This is a genomic window from Streptomyces gilvus (assembly GCF_022513565.1).
Lineage (GTDB): Bacteria > Actinomycetota > Actinomycetes > Streptomycetales > Streptomycetaceae > Streptomyces > Streptomyces gilvus.
The window spans coordinates 37,439-53,820 of the sequence record NZ_JAKWBE010000042.1 but is presented as its reverse complement, the minus strand read 5'-3'; the positions used below and the strand labels follow the sequence as shown (position 1 = coordinate 53,820).

The following is a 16,382-nucleotide window of genomic DNA, read 5'->3' as shown; positions in this document are numbered from 1 at the left end:
CATCAACCACACCGACCACGACGCCCAGATCCCCGTCTCCGGGGACGCCACCGAACTCCTCTCCGGCAAACCCGCGACCGGTTCGGTCACGGTGCCGGCGGGCGAGGTGGCGGTGGTACGCGAACCCCGCTGACCTGGTCATCGCGAACCCTGTTGACCTGATCGAGATGATGAGGGGGACGGAGGCGAGGACGAGGCGTTCCACGACGAGGGCGTAGACGCGGCCGTCCTCGATCTGCACCGGGTAGGGGAACGTCCTCCTCAGTACGTCGCACGCGCAGACGTACATGTAGCCGTCGCTCGGCGTCGCCCTTCGCCCGCTGATCCTTGCGCGGCACCGACGCGAACACGTCCGCGACGAATAACTCCAACTTCGCCCGAGCCCGGTTCACTTCATGTGCATCCACACCCCCAACCTGCCCCCAAACAGGACCGTAAGACAGACATAACGGAGTCCTACTAGGACACCGCCGCTCCCGGGGACGGTCAGGCCGGATGGCCCGGGTCGATGTCCAGCGCGTCGCGGAGCCTGAGCAGTGGACCGTCCGTGCCGCCTCCCCACTGGACCGGTGCCAGGACGAAGCCGACGTGATCGCCTCCGTCGATGTGGCTCTCGACGGTGCCGACGAACCACGCGGCGACATCGTCCAGGATGGCCGAGCCGCCGTACCCTTCCGTCCACGGTGTCCGGGCGAACTTGTCGGTCCGGCCGCCGGTCCGGCCGCCGAACAGCTCCGCCTGCGCGTGCTGCTCCCGGGTCAGCAGATGGACGGCGAGGCAGTCGGCCCGGCGGGCGACGTCGTAGGTGTGGTTGGCCTTGGAGATCCACACCGCGAACCGCGCGGGCTGGATGGAGCACTGGCTGAAGAACCCCACCAGACACCCGGCCCGCCGCCCACCTGCCGAGGCCGTGACCACGCACATGTCGGGGTTCAGCCGGTCGGTGAACGTGTCGATGTCTGTCATGGCTGCCCGTTCCGGATCCCTCGCCGATCACTCCGCGTACGAGTGCCCGCCTTCCACCCCGGCTCACGGGCGTGAACACGGCCCTGCGGCCCGGGCCTTTTCGGCCGGAATGCGGGCGGCGCGGCCCTGGGGCGCACATACTCGACACCTGTGGGGCGCGCGGGCGTCGTGCCGACGGGAGGTGTGCGGGCGTATGCGGATACCTGGTCGTCTCCCGGTCGCCGGGCGGCTCATGGCGTGGCTGCGGGACCACGATCCGGGGCTGGCGGCGACGCGCCGGGCGGGCCGGACCGCGCTGGTCATGCCGGCCCTGTTCGCCCTGTGCAGTCAGGTCCTGCACGCGCCGACGATCGCCACGTTCGCGGCGTTCGGCTCGTTCTCGATGCTGCTGCTCGTGGAGTTCACCGGTCCGATGGTGCAGCGGCTGCGCGCCCATGTGGGGCTCGCGGTGGCGTGGGCGCTGCTGATCTGTCTGGGCACGCTTGTCGCCCGGCAGACCTGGCTCGCGGTCGTGGTCACCGTCGTGGTCGGCTTCCTGGTGCTGTTCTCGGGTGTGGTCAGCTCCGTCCTCGCGGGGGCGTCGACGGCACTGCTGCTGGCCTTCGTCCTTCCGGTGACCTCACCCGGACCGCTCTCTCAGCTGCCCGACCGGCTCGCCGGCGCGGGCCTCGCGGCGGCCGCCGCCCTGCCCGCGATCGCCCTGCTGTGGCCCCGGCCCACCGCGGACCCGCTCAGCGCGCCCGCCGCCCGGGTCTGCCGCGCGGCCGGGGCCCAGCTGCACGCCGACGCGTCCCGGCTCGCGGCCGACCCGGAGGCGCCGAGCCCGGCGCACTGCCGGGCGGCCGCCGCCGACGCCGCCACCGCGGCCGCCGAGCTGCGCGCCGCCTTCGACGCCACGCCCTACCGGCCGACAGGCCTGTCGACCGGGTCGCGGGCCGTCGTCCGACTGGTCGACGAACTGACCTGGCTGAGCGCCATCGTGGCCGAGAGCGCACCGCCGGACGACGAGAACGCCGGCTGCGACCGCGACGCGCACCGGGTACGACGATCCGTCGCCGTGGTCCTGGAGCGGGCCGCCGATCTCCTGGACGCCCCGCGGTCGGATCCGAAGGCTCTGCGGGCCGCCTCGGCGGAGCTGCGGGAGGTCATGGACGGCATGGAGCACGGGGCCGTCACCCGGCTGCCGACGCACCGGCCCCGCCCGAGCACGGAGGCGGAGATCCGGGACTTCCTCGGCTCCCTGGACCTGTCCTTCCGCGCGCAGGAACTGGGGTTCGCCACCCTGCAGATCGCCGCCAACGTGGACCTTGCCGCGGCCGCCGAGCGCCGCAGCTGGCCGGAGCGGCTGCTGGGCCTCGAACCCGGTACCGTCGTCCAGCCGCTGGCCTCGGCGCGCGAGCGGGCGGCCGCGCACCTCCAGCGCGGTTCCGTCTGGCTGCACAACAGTCTGCGCGGCGCGCTCGGCCTCGGCGTCGCGGTGGCCCTCGCCGACGCCACCGGCGTCCAGCACTCCTTCTGGGTGCTCCTGGGCACGCTGTCGGTCCTGCGCTCCAACGCCCTCAACACCGGCCAGAACGCCGTGCGCGCGCTGGGCGGCACCCTCGTCGGCTCGGTCCTGGGCGCCGGGCTGCTCCAGCTGATCGGCGACCACAGCACGGTGCTGTGGTTCCTGCTGCCGGTCGCCGTGCTGGTCGCGGGCATCGCCCCCGCCGCCATCTCCTTCGCCGCGGGTCAGGCGGCCTTCACCGTCACGCTGGTCATCCTGTTCAACATCGGCCGGCATCCGGACTGGCACATCGTGCTGCTGCGGATCGAGGACATCGCGCTGGGCTGCGGGGTGAGCGTGCTGGTCGGTCTGTTCTTCTGGCCGCGCGGCGCGACGGCCGCCGTCGACCGTGCCCTCGCCGCCGCCTACACCGACAGCGCGCGCTATCTGGCCGGCGCGGTGCGGTACGCGGTGGGCCGCTGCGCCGGCGGTCCCCCGCCCGTCGCGGCCCCGGAACAGGAGAACCGCCAGGCGGCGGCCGCGGCTCGACGCCTGGACGACGCCTTCCGCAGCTATCTCGCGGAACGCGGATCCAAACCGGTGCCCCTGGCCGACATGACCACCCTCGTCACCGGCGTCGTCGGACTGCGGCTCGCCGCGGACGCCGTCCTGGGCCTGTGGCAGCGCGCCGGTGAGCAGCCCGACGGAACGGACCGGGTCGACGCACGTCTGGTGCTGATGGGCACCGCGGACCATGTCTCCGTCTGGTACCGCGACCTGGCCAAGGGCCTGGACGGCGGCACCGCGGTGCCGGACCCGATGCCCCCGGACCCGGCCGCCGAGGCCCGCCTGGTCACCTCCCTGCGGCGCGATCTGAGCGACGAGGACGGAAAGGCCACGGACACGGCGGTCCGCATGATCTGGACCGCCGACCACCTCGACGCGGCCCGCCGCCTGCAGTCCGGGCTGGCCGCGGCGGCGAGGCCCGCCGAGACGTGAGACCAGCTCGCACGAGGCCCCCTCACTCGTGCGCCGGACGAGCGTCCTCCCGCCGTGGATCGACGAGGACCTTGGGTCCGGGACCCGCCTGCGCGGGCCAAGGAACTCGTCGCCGAGCAGATAGTGGCCGCGCCCGTCCTGGTCGGCGAATCCGGCCCGCCGCAGGGCGGCCAGCGCCCGGTGCACGGTGGGCTTCGGGCTGCGCATCGCCCGGGTCAGTTCCTCCAGGCCCACGCCCTCGGGATGCCGGGCGAGCTGTTTGAGGACCGCGAGCACCCGGTCCGACCCAACCAGCCGAGCACCCCCGACGCGCTCGGAGCCGTCTTCGCCGGGGTCTGCCGATCCCCCATCGGGCTGCGTATGCTCCATGGCGTTCCACAGATTAGACCTGTGTGTCGCATGCCGGAAGGGACTCGAGGGTGACGCTCCGCAGCGCCCAGTGGTACGAGGGTCAGGACCGCAACGCCTACATCCACCGGGCGTGGATGCGCCGAGGGGTTCCCGAGGACGCGTTCTCGGGCCGGCCGCAGATCGCCATCGCCAACACCGCCTCGGATCTCACCCCCTGCAACGCGCATTTCGACGAGGTGGCGGCCTCGGTCCGCGACGGCGTCCACGAGGCAGGCGGCATCCCGCTGGATCTGCCCGTGGTGTCGCTGGGCGAGACCCAGGTCCGTCCGACGGCGATGCTCTGGCGCAACATGGCGGCGATGGCCACGGAGGAGATGCTCCGCGCCAACCCCATCGACGGCGTGGTCCTGCTCGGCGGCTGCGACAAGACGATCCCGTCCCTGCTGATGGCCGCCGGGTCCGTGGACCTGCCCGCGGTCGTGGTGCCGGGCGGCCCCATGCTGACCGGGACCTTCCGCGGGCGCCCGCTGGGCTGCGGTACGGACGTGTGGCGGCTGTCGGAGGAGGTCCGCGCCGGGACGCTCACCCAGGAGCAGTTCACCCGCTCCGAATCCGGGATGATCCGCAGCCGCGGGCACTGCAACACGATGGGAACCGCTTCCACGATGGCGCTGGTGGCCGAGGCCCTGGGCACCGTCGTACCCGGCGTCGCCGGAACCCCCGCGCCCGACAGCCGGCTGCTGCAGGCCGCGCACCACACCGGCCGGCTGGCCGTGGAGCTGGTCGGCGCCGACCGCAGGCCGTCGACCTTCCTGACCAAGGCCTCCTTCCACAACGCGATCGTGGCGCTGGCCGCGATCGGCGGCTCCACGAACGCCGTCGTCCATCTCCTCGCGATCGCGGGCCGGTTGGGCGTCGAGCTGAGCCTCGACGACTTCGACCGCATCGGCTCGCGCGTGCCCGTCCTGGTCGACCTCCAGCCGGCCGGCCGCTTCCTGATGGAGGACTTCCACCGCGCCGGCGGCCTCCTCGCCGTCCTGCGCGAGGTCCGCGACCTGCTCGACCCCGACGCGCTGACCGTCACCGGCGAACCGCTGGTCCACTACCTCGACGAGGCGCCGATCTGGGACGGCGAGGTCATCCGCACCCGCGCCGAACCGCTCGTCGCCGAGGGCGGCATCGCCGTACTGCGCGGCAACCTCGCCCCCGACGGCGCGCTCGTCAAACCGGCGGCCGCCTCACCGCACCTGCTGCGCCACCGGGGCCGGGCGGTCGTCTTCGACTCCATCGAGGACTTCCACGCCCGTATCGACGACCCCGACCTCGACGTGGACGCCGACTCCGTCCTGGTCCTGCGCGGCTGCGGCCCCAAGGGCTACCCGGGCATGCCCGAGGTCTCGAACATGCCGCTGCCCAGGAAGCTCCTCGCGCAGGGCGTCCGCGACATGGTCCGCGTCTGCGACGGCCGTATGAGCGGTACGGCGTACGGCACGGTCGTCCTGCACGTGGCCCCGGAAGCCGCGGCGGGCGGCCCCCTCGCCCTCGTCCGGACCGGGGACCTCATCACCCTCGACGTCGCGGCCCGGCGCATCGACATGGACGTACCGGACGAGGAACTCGCCCGCCGCACCCCGACCAAGGCCACCGTCACCGGCTTCGCCAACCCCGGGCGCGGCTGGGAACGCCTCTACGTCGACCACGTCCTGCAGGCCGACACCGGAGCCGACCTGGACTTCCTGGTCGGCTCCAGCGGCTCGGAGGTCAGCCGCGAGTCGCACTGAGGGCCGCGGTGACGCTCACTCCGTCGCCGCGACCCCGAACCCACGCCGAGAGCCGCGGCTCTGCCCAGTACGCGTCGCCGGACGGGCGCCCGGACGATGACCGTCAGACGTTACGGCGGTACTGTCCGCCCACCTCGAAGAACGCGTCGGTGATCTGCTGGAGGGAGCAGACCCGGGCGGCGTCCATCAGGACGGCGAAGACGTTGTCGCCGCTGACCGCGGCGTCCTTCAGGGCGGCCAGGGCGGCATGGGCCGGCTCCTGGTGGCGGGCCTGGAAGTCGTGGACACGGCCCAGTTGGCCGTGCTTCTCCTCCTCGGTGGCGCGGGCGAGTTCGACGACGGCCGGCTCGGCGGTGTCGGCGTGCGGGTTGCGGAAGGTGTTGACGCCGATCAGCGGCAGCGAGCCGTCGTGCTTGCGCTGCTCGTACAGCATCGACTCGTCCTGGATGCGTCCGCGCTGGTAGCCGGTCTCCATCGCGCCGAGCACACCGCCGCGTTCGCTGATCCGCTCGAACTCCTGAAGCACAGCCTCCTCGACCAGGTCGGTCAGCTCGTCGATGACGAACGAACCCTGCAGCGGGTTCTCGTTCATCGCCAGGCCCCACTCCCGGTTGATGATCAGCTGGATGGCCAGGGCCCGGCGGACGGAGTCCTCGGTGGGGGTGGTGACGGCCTCGTCGTAGGCGTTGGTGTGCAGGCTGTTGCAGTTGTCGTAGATGGCGATGAGCGCCTGCAGCGTGGTGCGGATGTCGTTGAAGTCCATCTCCTGGGCGTGCAGGGAGCGTCCGGAGGTCTGGACGTGGTACTTCAGCTTCTGCGAGCGCTCGCCCGCGCCGTACTTCTCCTTCATCGCCACCGCCCAGATCCGGCGGGCCACCCGGCCGAGGACGGAGTACTCGGGGTCCATGCCGTTGGAGAAGAAGAAGGACAGGTTGGGGGCGAAGTCGTCGATTTGCATGCCGCGGGCGAGGTAGGCCTCGACGTAGGTGAAGCCGTTGGCCAGGGTGAAGGCGAGCTGGCTGATGGGGTTCGCGCCGGCTTCGGCGATGTGGTAGCCGGAGATGGAGACCGAGTAGAAGTTGCGGACCTTGTTCTGGATGAACCACTCCTGGATGTCGGCCATCATCCGCAGCGAGAACTCGGTGGAGAACAGGCAGGTGTTCTGTCCCTGGTCCTCTTTCAGGATGTCGGCCTGCACGGTGCCGCGCACGGTCGCCAGCGCGTGCGCCCGCAGTTCGGCCGCTTCCTCGGGGGACGGGTCGCGGCCCTCGGCGGCGCGGAACTTCTCCAGCTGCTGGTCGATCGCGGTGTTGAGGAAGAAGGCCAGGATGGTCGGCGCGGGCCCGTTGATGGTCATGGAGACCGAGGTGGTGGGCGCTACGAGGTCGAAGCCGTCGTAGAGCGCCTTCATGTCCTCCAGGGTGGCCACCGAGACGCCGGAGGTGCCGACCTTGCCGTAGATGTCGGGGCGTTCGTCGGGGTCGCGGCCGTAGAGGGTGACGGAGTCGAAGGCGGTGGAGAGGCGGGTGGCGGGCTGGCCTTCGGAGAGCAGCTTGAAGCGCCGGTTGGTGCGGAAGGGGTCGCCCTCGCCGGCGAACATCCGGGCCGGGTCCTCGCCGTCGCGCTTGAAGGGGAACACCCCGGCGGTGAAGGGGAAGTGGCCGGGCAGGTTCTCCGCTCGCCAGAACCGCACCAGTTCGCCGTGGTCGGTGAAGCGGGGCAGGGCGACGCGGGGGATCTTGTTGCCGGACAGCGACTCGCGGGTGAGCTTGGTACGGATCTCCTTGTCCCGCACCTTCACCACCTGCTCGTCGCCGGAGTAGGCGGCCACGACCGCGGGCCAGTTCTGGATCTGCTCCGTGATCTCGTACGGCAGCTGCCGCCGCGCCTGGTCCAGCAGTGACCGTACGTCCTCGGCGTCCAGGCCGGCGTCGACCAGCTCCCCCTCGACCGTCGCCAGGCGCTGCACCCGCCGTGCGGCGTCGGCCAGTTGGCCGGTGGTGGTGTGGTAGGCGCGGACGGAGTCGGTGATCTCGGCGAGGTAGCGGACCCGGTCCGCCGGGACCACCTGGCGGATGCCGGAGGAGTGCCGTACCTCGACCGGTGCCAGCGTGCCCTCGACCAGCGGCAGCCCCTTCCCCGCGAGGACGGTCTTCAGGTGCTGGTGCAGGGCGGTGACGCCGTCGTCGTTGAAGGTCGCCGCGGAGGTGCCGTACACCGGCATGTCCTCCGGCCGTTGGCCGAACGCCTCGCGGTTGCGCACCAGTTGGCGGCCGACATCCCGCATCGCGTCCTTCGCGCCGCGCCGCTCGAACTTGTTGATCGCCACCACGTCGGCGAAGTCGAGCATGTCGATCTTCTCCAGCTGGGAGGCGGCGCCGAACTCCGGCGTCATCACATACAGCGAGGTGTCGACGAACGGCACGATCGCCGCGTCGCCCTGGCCGATGCCCGGCGTCTCCACGATCACCAGATCGAACCCGGCGGCCTTCACGACGTCGATGACGTCGGACAGGTGCTCGGGCAGCTCGCGGCTGCCGCGCGTGGCCAGACTGCGGAAGAACACCCGGTTGCCGTCCAGGGAGTTCATCCGGATCCGGTCGCCGAGCAGGGCGCCCCCGCCGCGGCGGCGGGTCGGGTCGACGGCGATCACCGCGATGCGCAGCTTGTCCTGCTGGTCGACGCGGAAGCGGCGCACCAACTCGTCGGTGAGGGAGGACTTTCCGGAGCCGCCGGTGCCGGTGATGCCCAGCACCGGCACCGTCCGGGCGGTGGCCGCGGCGCGCACCTGGCCCAGGAACTCCGTGTCCAGCTTGCCGAGTTCGGCGCCGGTGACGGCACGCGCGATCGCGAACCGGTCGCCGGCCAGCACGGCGGCGGCATCGGCAGGCTTGGCGTCCCACAGGTCGAAGTCGCAGTCCCGCACGACCGAGTTGACCATCCCCGCCAGACCCATCCGCTGCCCGTCCTCCGGGGAGAAGATGGTCACCCCGCTCCCCCGCAGCCGGGCGATCTCCTCGGGAACGATGACCCCGCCACCGCCGCCCACCACCCGCACGTGCTCCGCACCCTGCTCGCGCAGCGACTGGACGAGGTACTCAAAGTACTCGACGTGCCCGCCCTGGTAGGAGGAGACCGCCACACCGTGCGCGTCCTCTTCGAGGGCGGCGTCGACGACCTCCTGTACGGAGCGGTTGTGACCGAGGTGGATCACCTCGGCGCCCTGGGACTGGAAGATGCGCCGCATGATGTTGATCGACGCGTCGTGCCCGTCGAACAGGGCCGAGGCCGTGACCAGACGGACGGGGTGCACGGGCCGGTGCAGATCGCTCATGGCGGGGCCTTCCCAGGGCAGGTCGCGGGCGCTGACGAAGAAATAGTAGGACGTCCTAGTAACGGGACGGCGGGGGGCGGCGTGTGAGGAGGAGCACAGTTACTTGGACGTCCTACTAACCTGTGCCCTCGCGCGGCACGGTCAACGCCCGGCACTCCGCAGATACCGCAGCGCCGACTCGGCCGCGTGCGCACCGCACATGCCGTGCGCGCCCGCTCCCGGCGGGGTGGCGGCCGAGCAGATGAACATGCCGGGCACGCCCGTGGCGTACGGGTCGAGGGCGGGTCGGGGACGGGCCAGCAGCTGGCGGACGGTGTTGGCGCCGGTGACGATGTCGCCGCCGACGAAGTTCGGGTTGCACTCCTCGAAGGCGGCCGGCGTACGCACCGCCTTGCCGACGACCCGGTCGCGGAACCCGGGGGCGAACCGTTCGATCTGCCCGACGATCGCCTCGGTGGCGTCGCCGTCGTAACCGTGGGGCACATGCGCGTACGTCCACACCGGGTGGAGGTCTCCTCGGGAGCGCTGCGGGTCGGCCAGGTACTGCTGTCCGACCAGGACGAACGGCCGCTCGGGCATACGGCCGAGGTGGACGGCGTGCTCGGCGGCGGCGACCTGCTCGAAGGTCCCGCCGAGGTGCACGGTTCCCGCCCGCCGGGCTGCCTCGTTGGTCCAGGGCACCCCGCCCTGGACCGCGAAGTCCACCTTGAACGCGGCCGGCCCGTGCCGGAAACGTCGGTAGGCGCGGGTGACCGGGGGCGGCAGCCGGTCGCCGAGCACGTCGGCCACCGCGACCGGCGCCAGATCGAACAACACAACGTCGGCGAGGGGAAGTTGAGCCGCGGACCGCACCCGGACACCCGTCTCGATCCGGCCGCCCAGCTCTCCCAGCAGACCGGCCAGGGCATCACTGATCGCGCGCGAGCCGCCCGCCGCCACCGGCCAGCCGTACCGGTGCCCGGACGCGATGATCGACACCCCGATGGCGGACGTGGCCGGGCGGTTCAGCGGCCGGAAGGCGTGCGCGGCGATGCCGCCGTACAGTGCCCGCGCCGCCTCCGAGCGCCACACTCGCGCCAGCACGGACGCCGGCAGCATCGACGGGACGCCGAAACGGGCCAGCAGCAGCGGGTGACGGGGCACGCGGGTCAGGGGGCCCAGGAAGTCCTCGGCCAGCGCGTCGAATTGCTCACCCAGGGGCCCGAACAGCCGCTCCCATCGGTCACCGTCGGGACGGCCGAGCCCCTCGGCGGTCCGCCGCACCGACCGGTGCAGCACGCCCGCCGCTCCCGAGTCCAGCGGATGCACGCAGTCGATCTCCGGCAGGCACCAGCGCAGGCCGAACCGCTCCAGGTCCAGGGTCCGCAGGAAGGGCGAGCCGGCCGCCATCGAGTGGATCGCGGAACAGTGGTCGTGCAGCAGGCCGGGCGTGAGTTCGCTGGTGCGGGTACCACCGCCGATGACGTCCGCCGCCTCCAGCACGGTGACGGTGACCCCCTCGCATGCGAGCCGGACGGCCGCCGCGAGACCGTTGGGACCACTGCCCACGACGACGGCTGTGCTCATGGAAACTCCTCGGCGTGCGGATCGGGCGCGGTGGACGGGGCGAGCGGCCCATGCGGGCTCTTGTGACACCACTGTGACCGGAGGAGTGGCCTCCGTCACAGTCCAACGCCCTCGGGCCTGGTGGAGTTGCCCGAACCGACAAAGATCATGCCGAACAGGGGGGGCTCATGATCGCCGGACTCGGCGTCTTCGCCATCTGCGCCCTGGGCGTGCTGATCGCCGCGGTCTCAGTCCTCGCGATGGCTCTGCCGGGCCGCCCCCAGCCCTGGGCGGTCCATCTGCTGCACCGCGCCGCGTGGCTGGCGGCGGCCTGCGCGGCGGCGGTCTACGCACTGGGACTCACCGGCGTCCTGGCCTCCCAGCTCGCCTACAACGACGGCGCGGACTCCGTGCCCGCGCCCGCGTGCCGGGACGGCTTCAGCGCCGACACGGTCCGGCACCTCGTCCGGCACGAGGCGTCGTACCTGCCGCTGCGCTTCGACTGCGTCCGCGACGACGGCACCACGTACCCCAGCGATCCGAACTACGGCTGGATGAACTGGACGACCCTGCTCCTCGGTGTCTGCGCCGCCCTGTTCGTGATCGGCGCCGGCTGTGTGACCGAGTTCCGCGCCCGGAAGGCGCTGCGGTGATCCGTCGCTACGGTGGGCCGCTGCTGGTCCATGTCCTCATCGGGATACCGGCCGTCGTCGTGGTGTGGTGCGCCCGTTGGTATGCCGCGTACGGCCACTGCGGGCTCGACGACCTGGAACGGCCCGACCTGGACGGCTGCACCTACAACCAGATCGACCACAGTGGTCCGGTCCTGGGCCTCCTCGTTATCACCGGCCTGTTCGTGCTGGCGCTGATGGTGATCGCCGTTGTGCTCGTGCCTCTCAGACGTGAACGTCCGCTCAAGCCCTGGCTGTTGACGCTGCCCGCCGTCCTGCTGCCCTACCTCGCACTCTCCGTGTCGGCGCGCTGACGCTATCGGTGGTGCGGGGGATGCGGCGGTGGGGGTGGGATGGTGGCCAGGCCGGGGGCCGGTTCGGGCCAGACCAGGAGGACGGGGCAGGGGGCGTGGTCGAGGACGAAGCGGCTGGCGGGGCCGAGGCTGTGCGGGCCCAGGTGGGTACGGTCGCCGTCGCGGGCCAGGACGAGCAGATCGGCGTCCTCGACCGCCGCGACGACCTCGCGTTCGACGCGTCCGGTGCGCTCGGTGCGGCTGCAGGGCCGGCCGAGCCGGTCGGCGGCGGCGCGCAGGAGCTGGTCGGCGGAGGCCGCGGCGAGGTGTTCGACGCGGGTGCCGGGATCGCGTTCCGCGTGTCCTCGGCCCAGCAGCCCGGCGAACGCGCCGTGCGCCACGCTCGGCAGGTCCTCCGGGGTCACATGGAGCAGGAGGACGTCCGCGTCCTCGGGCGCGTGTCTGCGCGCGGCGTCCACACACGCGGGCCAGGTGCCCTCGACGATCCAGACCACCACATTCACGCGGCCAGCCTCCTTCGGCGACGACGGGCGGCACTCGCCGATGAACGGCGATGACTGCGACACCTACAGTGCCATGATCCCGCCGCAGGGCAAGGTCATTCGACGCCAGGCATCCTGTCCTCCGCAGCCGGGCGTCCTGCCCGGTCAGCCGGGCATCCTGTCCTCCGCATGGGCGCCGAACTCCGCCACCCGGACCTCCGCCACGCGCTCGTACCGCCTGATCCGGTCGGTCCAGGCCGCGTCGACGCCGAAGGCGACCCGGGCGAACCCGACCTGGGCGACGGCCGCGGCGACCCCCGGGTCGCCCGGAGCCAGGACGCGCACGGGGTCGTCCAGGGCGAGGGTGTGCGGGGGCACGAAGAACTCGTCCGGCAGCACGGCCCGGGCGTGGACCAGCGCGCCGACGGCCACGACCGCGCCGGCGCCGAGCCGTGCGCCCTGCAGGACGGTCGCCGAGGTGGCGAGGTAGGCGCACCGGCCCACCTCGCACCCGAGCAGGGTGGCGTGCGGTCCCACGAAGACGTGGTCGCCGAGCAGCACGGGCTGGTCGCCGGCCACCGCGGAGGCGCGCAGGACCGCGTTCTCGCAGATCACCGACGCCTCGCCGATCTCGATCCGGGAGCCCTCGGCATCGAGCACCGCGCCGTACATCACCCGCGCCCGTGGCCCGACCCGTACGTCGCCGACCAGCGTGGCGGTCGGTGCCACGTAGGCGGTGGGGTGGACCTGCGGGGCGTGCCCGCGGTGCTCGATGCGGATCCCGTCCTGGTTCACGGTCATACGTCGATTGTTTCCGCCGGCGGGCTCGGCGCCTGGCGGATTTCGGACGTCGTGTCCGCGCCTGCCCCGGTCAGCCGTCCCGGCGGGCGGTGACGGTGTGCGTGCCCGAGGCCAGTCCGGAGATGGTGACGCGTCCGTCCTCGACACCGACCCTGCCGTCCGACGCGCGGTGCCCGTCCCACACCCGCCGCCCGTCGGCCCGTACGGTCAGACGGCCGCTGTCCCCCGGCAGCGCGACCGTGCCCCGGGTTCCCTCGGGGACGTCGACGTCCAGTCGGAAGACGCGTCCGGAGTTCTCCCATGCGACGCGCAAGGCGCCGTGCGGGGTGGGGAGTTGGCCCTGCGCCCAGGTGACGTCGCCGGGTTCGGGGCGCACCTCCCAGGTGGCGTATCCGGGGGACGTCGGCCGGGCGCCCAGCAGGTGGTGGGTCAGTGCCGGAAGGACGCCGGTGGACCAGCCGTGGGCCATGCTGGTGTAGGCGTCCTCGTAGAGCGAGCCGCCCGGGCCGATGCCCTCCCAGTTCGTGATGCCGGGGTCGTGGGCGTCCATCCAGCCGTAGGTCCGGCGGATCTGGTCGAGCGCGGAGTCGGCGCGTCCCGAGATGAAGCGGGCCACGATCTCCGGGTACGACGTGAAGGCGTAGACGCGCTGGGAGGCGCCGTCGAAGATCGTGTCGTTGTCCATGAAGGCGTTGCCGTACGGGCGCCTCGTGGTGGCGTCGAGATGGGCGAGCGCGGACCGGGCGCGGTCGGTGTCGGCGACTCCGGCGGTGACGGCGAGGGAGTTGCCGTCCTGGGCGTGCCGGACGGCCCCGGTTCCGGAGTCGAGATAGGCGCCTGAACTCGCGTCCCACAGGCGGGAGTTGATGGCGTCCGTCACCGCGGCGGCCCGCTGCGTCCAGCGTGTCGCGTCGGCCTGCTGGCCGAGTAGACGGGCGAGTTGGGCGGCGTCCTTGAGTGCCTGGACGTAGAGGGCGTTGTAGTAGGTGACCCTGCCTGTGCGTCCGAGGAAGGCGTAGTCGCCGTATCCGCCGGTGTTGTTGAGTCCCTTGCTGAGCAGCCCGGCCTCGTCGGTGACGCTCGGGTACCAGGTGTCCAGGACCTTCTGCAGGTTGGGGTAGTAGCGGGTGGCGTAGGCGCGGTCCCCGGTGTAGAGCACGTAGTCCCAGCTGCAAGTCACCCACCACAGCGGATAGTCGAAGAGCGGGAGGGTGTAGTCGGCGATGGAGGCCGGGGGGATCCAGCCGTCGGCGCGCTGGTGGTCGGCGAGGTCGGCGAGCACGTTGCGGGCGGCGGCCGCGGTGTCGTCGTGGGTGAGGTACAGGGTCCGGGCGGAGACGGCGAGATCGCCGACGTACGGGTCGCGGTCGCGTTTGGCTCCGTCGTGCAGGACGAGCTTGCCCTCCAGGGAGGCGGTCCAGGCGTTGCGCGGATCGACGTCGTCCTGGCGGAAGGTGTCGGTGACGAGTTCGTTGGTGTAGGCGGCGCCGTACCAGTAGCGGTTGAGGTCGTCGTCGGAGCAGAGGAACCAGCCGCGGTAGGTGCCCGGGGTGCCGACATAGGCGGTGAAGTCCAGGCTGACGGAGTCGATCTCGACGGTTCCCCAGGGCTGCGCGGCCGGGACGTCGGTCGCCAGGGCGTCCAGCGCGATGCGCAGGTAGCGGAAGCCGTGCAGTCCGTCGGCGTAGACCTTGTCGCCGGACTGGAAGCCCTTGTGGTCGGTCCAGTCCGCGCCCTTGGCCGGTACGGCGAACTGGTCGGTCCCCTGGGCCGCGACGCCGGACTGGTCGGAGCGGGTGAAGTCGGAGCGGTCGGTGAGGAACTGCTTGGTCTCGGAGAACGCGAGGCGCACGCCGGGCGAGTTGTCCGAGGCGAAGGTGAAGCGGACGCGCGGGTACCCGACCACGACCTTGCCGAAGTCGACCGTGACGCTGGGGGCCACGACCGGTGGGACCGCCTCGGGCCAGACCTCGTTGATCCGTGTGAAGGCCCCGCGCGGGGTGTCCTGGACGGCGGTGACGGTGATGCGGACCTGGGTCGTCGAGAACGTGGCGCCGAAGGGCACCGCCCGCTGGATGACATCGTTGTCGGAGATCGTCGCGGCGGTCTGCCAGGCCCCGTTGACCCAGACGTCGACCGTGAAGTCGGTCGGCACTCCGTCGCTGTTGGAGATCACGGTGATGCCGGACATGCTGCGGGGCTGCGGCAGGGTGATGGTCAGGGTGTCGGGGAAGGCGGCGATCGTGTCGTCGTTCCAGAAGGTGTCGGGGTTGCCGTCGATGGCGTTGGCGGCGTCATAGGTGCGCGGCTGGCCGTCGTTGCCGTTGTTGCCGGCGTGCGTGGAGGACGCCGAGGCCTGTGTGCCCTCCGGCCAGCGCGGAGTGGGGGCGGGCTGCGGGCGGCGCAGGACGGTTCTGGCGCCGCCGGGCTTCAGCAGGGCCTCGGGCTTGCGGACGTCACCGGTCGAGGCGAGGACACGCTCGGGTCGTACGGTGCGGGAGGCGGGGCCCTGGACGTAGCGCTGCCAGCCCGTGCCGATGCGCGGGGGTCTGGCGGTGGCCGCTCCGGTGTCGGCCGCCGCGGAGGTCACGGCGGGAAGTCCGGCGGTCAGGGCGACGGCTCCGGCGCCGGCGGCGAGGACCGTACGGCGGCGGGGGCCGGGTTGTGCAGGGTGCTCGGATGGGCTGCTGGAAGTCATGGCACCTCGTCCCTCACAGGCGGTTGAAACGATTCAATACGCTGGGGCAGGGTGACGCTATCTCAAGTCCGGTATCTCGTACAGGGATTGCGCAGCGCTTGACACCAGGCAAGAGTTCTTCCGCCTGCATGCACCAGATCGGAGTCGGCCTCTCAACCCGGGCGGGTGTGAACCGGACGGCTGGCTCCTGTATCTGCCGTCGACCGCATACCCAGGACGGCTCCGGCGTTGTCACGCAACAGCTCTTTGATCTGCGACTTCAGGTCGGCGAGGGCTCACTGGTCGGCGACCGGGTCGGCGCGGAGCGCGGGGTCGAGCAGGTCATGGGAGGCCTGGGGCGGGGCTTCGTCCTCGCCGTAGGCGTTTGCGGTGAGGAAGTCGGTCTCGATGGGCGTCAGGTTCGCGATCAGGGTGTCGAGTGGGTGGGTGTCCACGAAGCGGGCTCGGGTGTGAGTGACGAGCATGATCGCGAGGGGCTCGTCGCCGGGCATCGGGAGGCCGGGGTAGACGTCGCCGCCCCAGTACATGACCGGTGCCTCGGTGCCTGGGTGCGCGAAGCGGCCCGCGCCGGCCAGCATCAGCAGATCGGTCTGGGTGCTGGTCTCCTCGCCGTGGTAGTCGTACAGATAGACCTCCAGAGCCTCGTCACGGTGGCGGAGCAGGCTGAAGCCTTGGGCGGCGCGGGGGGCGAGCAGTTGCAGGGGGGTCTTGTCCCGCCCGGCGCGGATCCCGGCCACCGCCTGCGGGTAGTGGGCGGCGGTCTCGGCCAGGTCCCAGTCCGGGGCGGCGCCGTCGCTGGCCCACCCCACGTACATCGCGGACGGGTTCTCGATGATGTCAAGGCCCGGCAAGGGCGTGCGCAGCCACTCGGCGAAGCCATCGCGCGACATCGGTATCCGTGTCGCGAGCATGAACGAACGAGCGCCCATCACGTGTCTCCTCGGGGCAGCAGCA

General features: G+C 71.8%; 12 protein-coding genes and 1 pseudogene. 5 read left to right on the top strand and 8 right to left on the bottom strand.

Annotated elements, in window-relative coordinates; genetic code table 11:
• Position 1 precedes the first annotated feature (1 nt).
• The gene (locus MKW14_RS41130; RefSeq protein WP_308314677.1) at positions 2–133 is read left to right on the top strand and encodes a Beta-galactosidase C-terminal domain; all 132 of its coding nucleotides are present in this window, start codon (positions 2–4) and stop codon (positions 131–133) included.
• 353 nt (positions 134–486) lie between these two features.
• On the opposite strand, the gene MKW14_RS37860 is transcribed toward MKW14_RS41130, so the two are convergent.
• The gene (locus MKW14_RS37860; RefSeq protein WP_240870885.1) at positions 487–966 is read right to left on the bottom strand and encodes a flavin reductase family protein; all 480 of its coding nucleotides are present in this window, start codon (positions 964–966) and stop codon (positions 487–489) included.
• Positions 967–1,159: 193 nt separating this feature from the next.
• On the opposite strand from MKW14_RS37860, the gene MKW14_RS37855 reads away from it, so the two are divergent.
• The gene (locus MKW14_RS37855; protein WP_240870882.1) at positions 1,160–3,451 is read left to right on the top strand and encodes an FUSC family protein; all 2,292 of its coding nucleotides are present in this window, start codon (positions 1,160–1,162) and stop codon (positions 3,449–3,451) included.
• A 99-nt stretch (positions 3,452–3,550) separates the two neighbouring features.
• On the opposite strand, the pseudogene MKW14_RS37850 reads toward MKW14_RS37855, so the two are convergent.
• Positions 3,551–3,820: pseudogene (locus MKW14_RS37850) on the bottom strand (helix-turn-helix domain-containing protein); the annotation flags it as partial.
• Between the two features lie 50 nt (positions 3,821–3,870).
• On the opposite strand from MKW14_RS37850, the gene MKW14_RS37845 reads away from it, so the two are divergent.
• Positions 3,871–5,583 carry an IlvD/Edd family dehydratase gene (locus MKW14_RS37845; RefSeq protein WP_240870881.1) on the top strand — a complete coding sequence of 571 codons (1,713 nt, stop codon included), beginning with the start codon at positions 3,871–3,873 and terminating at the stop codon, positions 5,581–5,583.
• A gap of 103 nt (positions 5,584–5,686) precedes the next feature.
• Here MKW14_RS37845 and icmF read toward each other — a convergent pair whose 3' ends face one another.
• Both icmF and MKW14_RS37835 read right to left on the bottom strand, forming a co-directional pair.
• Positions 5,687–8,917: a fused isobutyryl-CoA mutase/GTPase IcmF gene (gene icmF / locus MKW14_RS37840; RefSeq protein ID WP_240870879.1), complete on the bottom strand. Its 3,231-nt coding sequence runs from the start codon at positions 8,915–8,917 to the stop codon at positions 5,687–5,689.
• Between the two features lie 141 nt (positions 8,918–9,058).
• Positions 9,059–10,483 (bottom strand): phytoene desaturase family protein, encoded by a 1,425-nt coding sequence (locus MKW14_RS37835; protein WP_240870877.1) that lies wholly within the window; start codon positions 10,481–10,483, stop codon positions 9,059–9,061.
• 167 nt (positions 10,484–10,650) lie between these two features.
• Here MKW14_RS37835 and MKW14_RS37830 point away from each other — a divergent pair, with 167 nt between their 5' ends.
• Positions 10,651–11,115, top strand: a complete 465-nt coding sequence (locus MKW14_RS37830; RefSeq protein ID WP_240870876.1) for a hypothetical protein — start codon at positions 10,651–10,653, stop codon at positions 11,113–11,115.
• The gene (locus MKW14_RS37825) at positions 11,112–11,447 is read left to right on the top strand and encodes a hypothetical protein (protein ID WP_240870874.1); all 336 of its coding nucleotides are present in this window, start codon (positions 11,112–11,114) and stop codon (positions 11,445–11,447) included. The genes MKW14_RS37830 and MKW14_RS37825 overlap by 4 nt, the downstream gene beginning before the upstream one ends.
• A gap of 2 nt (positions 11,448–11,449) precedes the next feature.
• Here MKW14_RS37825 and MKW14_RS37820 read toward each other — a convergent pair whose 3' ends face one another.
• The 4 genes from MKW14_RS37820 to MKW14_RS37805 form a co-directional block, all read right to left on the bottom strand.
• On the bottom strand, positions 11,450–11,950 hold the full coding sequence (locus MKW14_RS37820; RefSeq protein WP_240870871.1) for a universal stress protein: 501 nt from the start codon (positions 11,948–11,950) through the stop codon (positions 11,450–11,452).
• 144 nt (positions 11,951–12,094) lie between these two features.
• Positions 12,095–12,730, bottom strand: coding sequence for a gamma carbonic anhydrase family protein (locus MKW14_RS37815; protein WP_240870868.1), 636 nt, complete (start codon positions 12,728–12,730; stop codon positions 12,095–12,097).
• Between the two features lie 70 nt (positions 12,731–12,800).
• Positions 12,801–15,428, bottom strand: a complete 2,628-nt coding sequence (locus tag MKW14_RS37810) for an alpha-L-rhamnosidase-related protein (RefSeq protein ID WP_240870866.1) — start codon at positions 15,426–15,428, stop codon at positions 12,801–12,803.
• A gap of 275 nt (positions 15,429–15,703) precedes the next feature.
• Positions 15,704–16,357 carry a hypothetical protein gene (locus tag MKW14_RS37805; RefSeq protein WP_240870865.1) on the bottom strand — a complete coding sequence of 218 codons (654 nt, stop codon included), beginning with the start codon at positions 16,355–16,357 and terminating at the stop codon, positions 15,704–15,706.
• Positions 16,358–16,382: the final 25 nt, after the last annotated feature.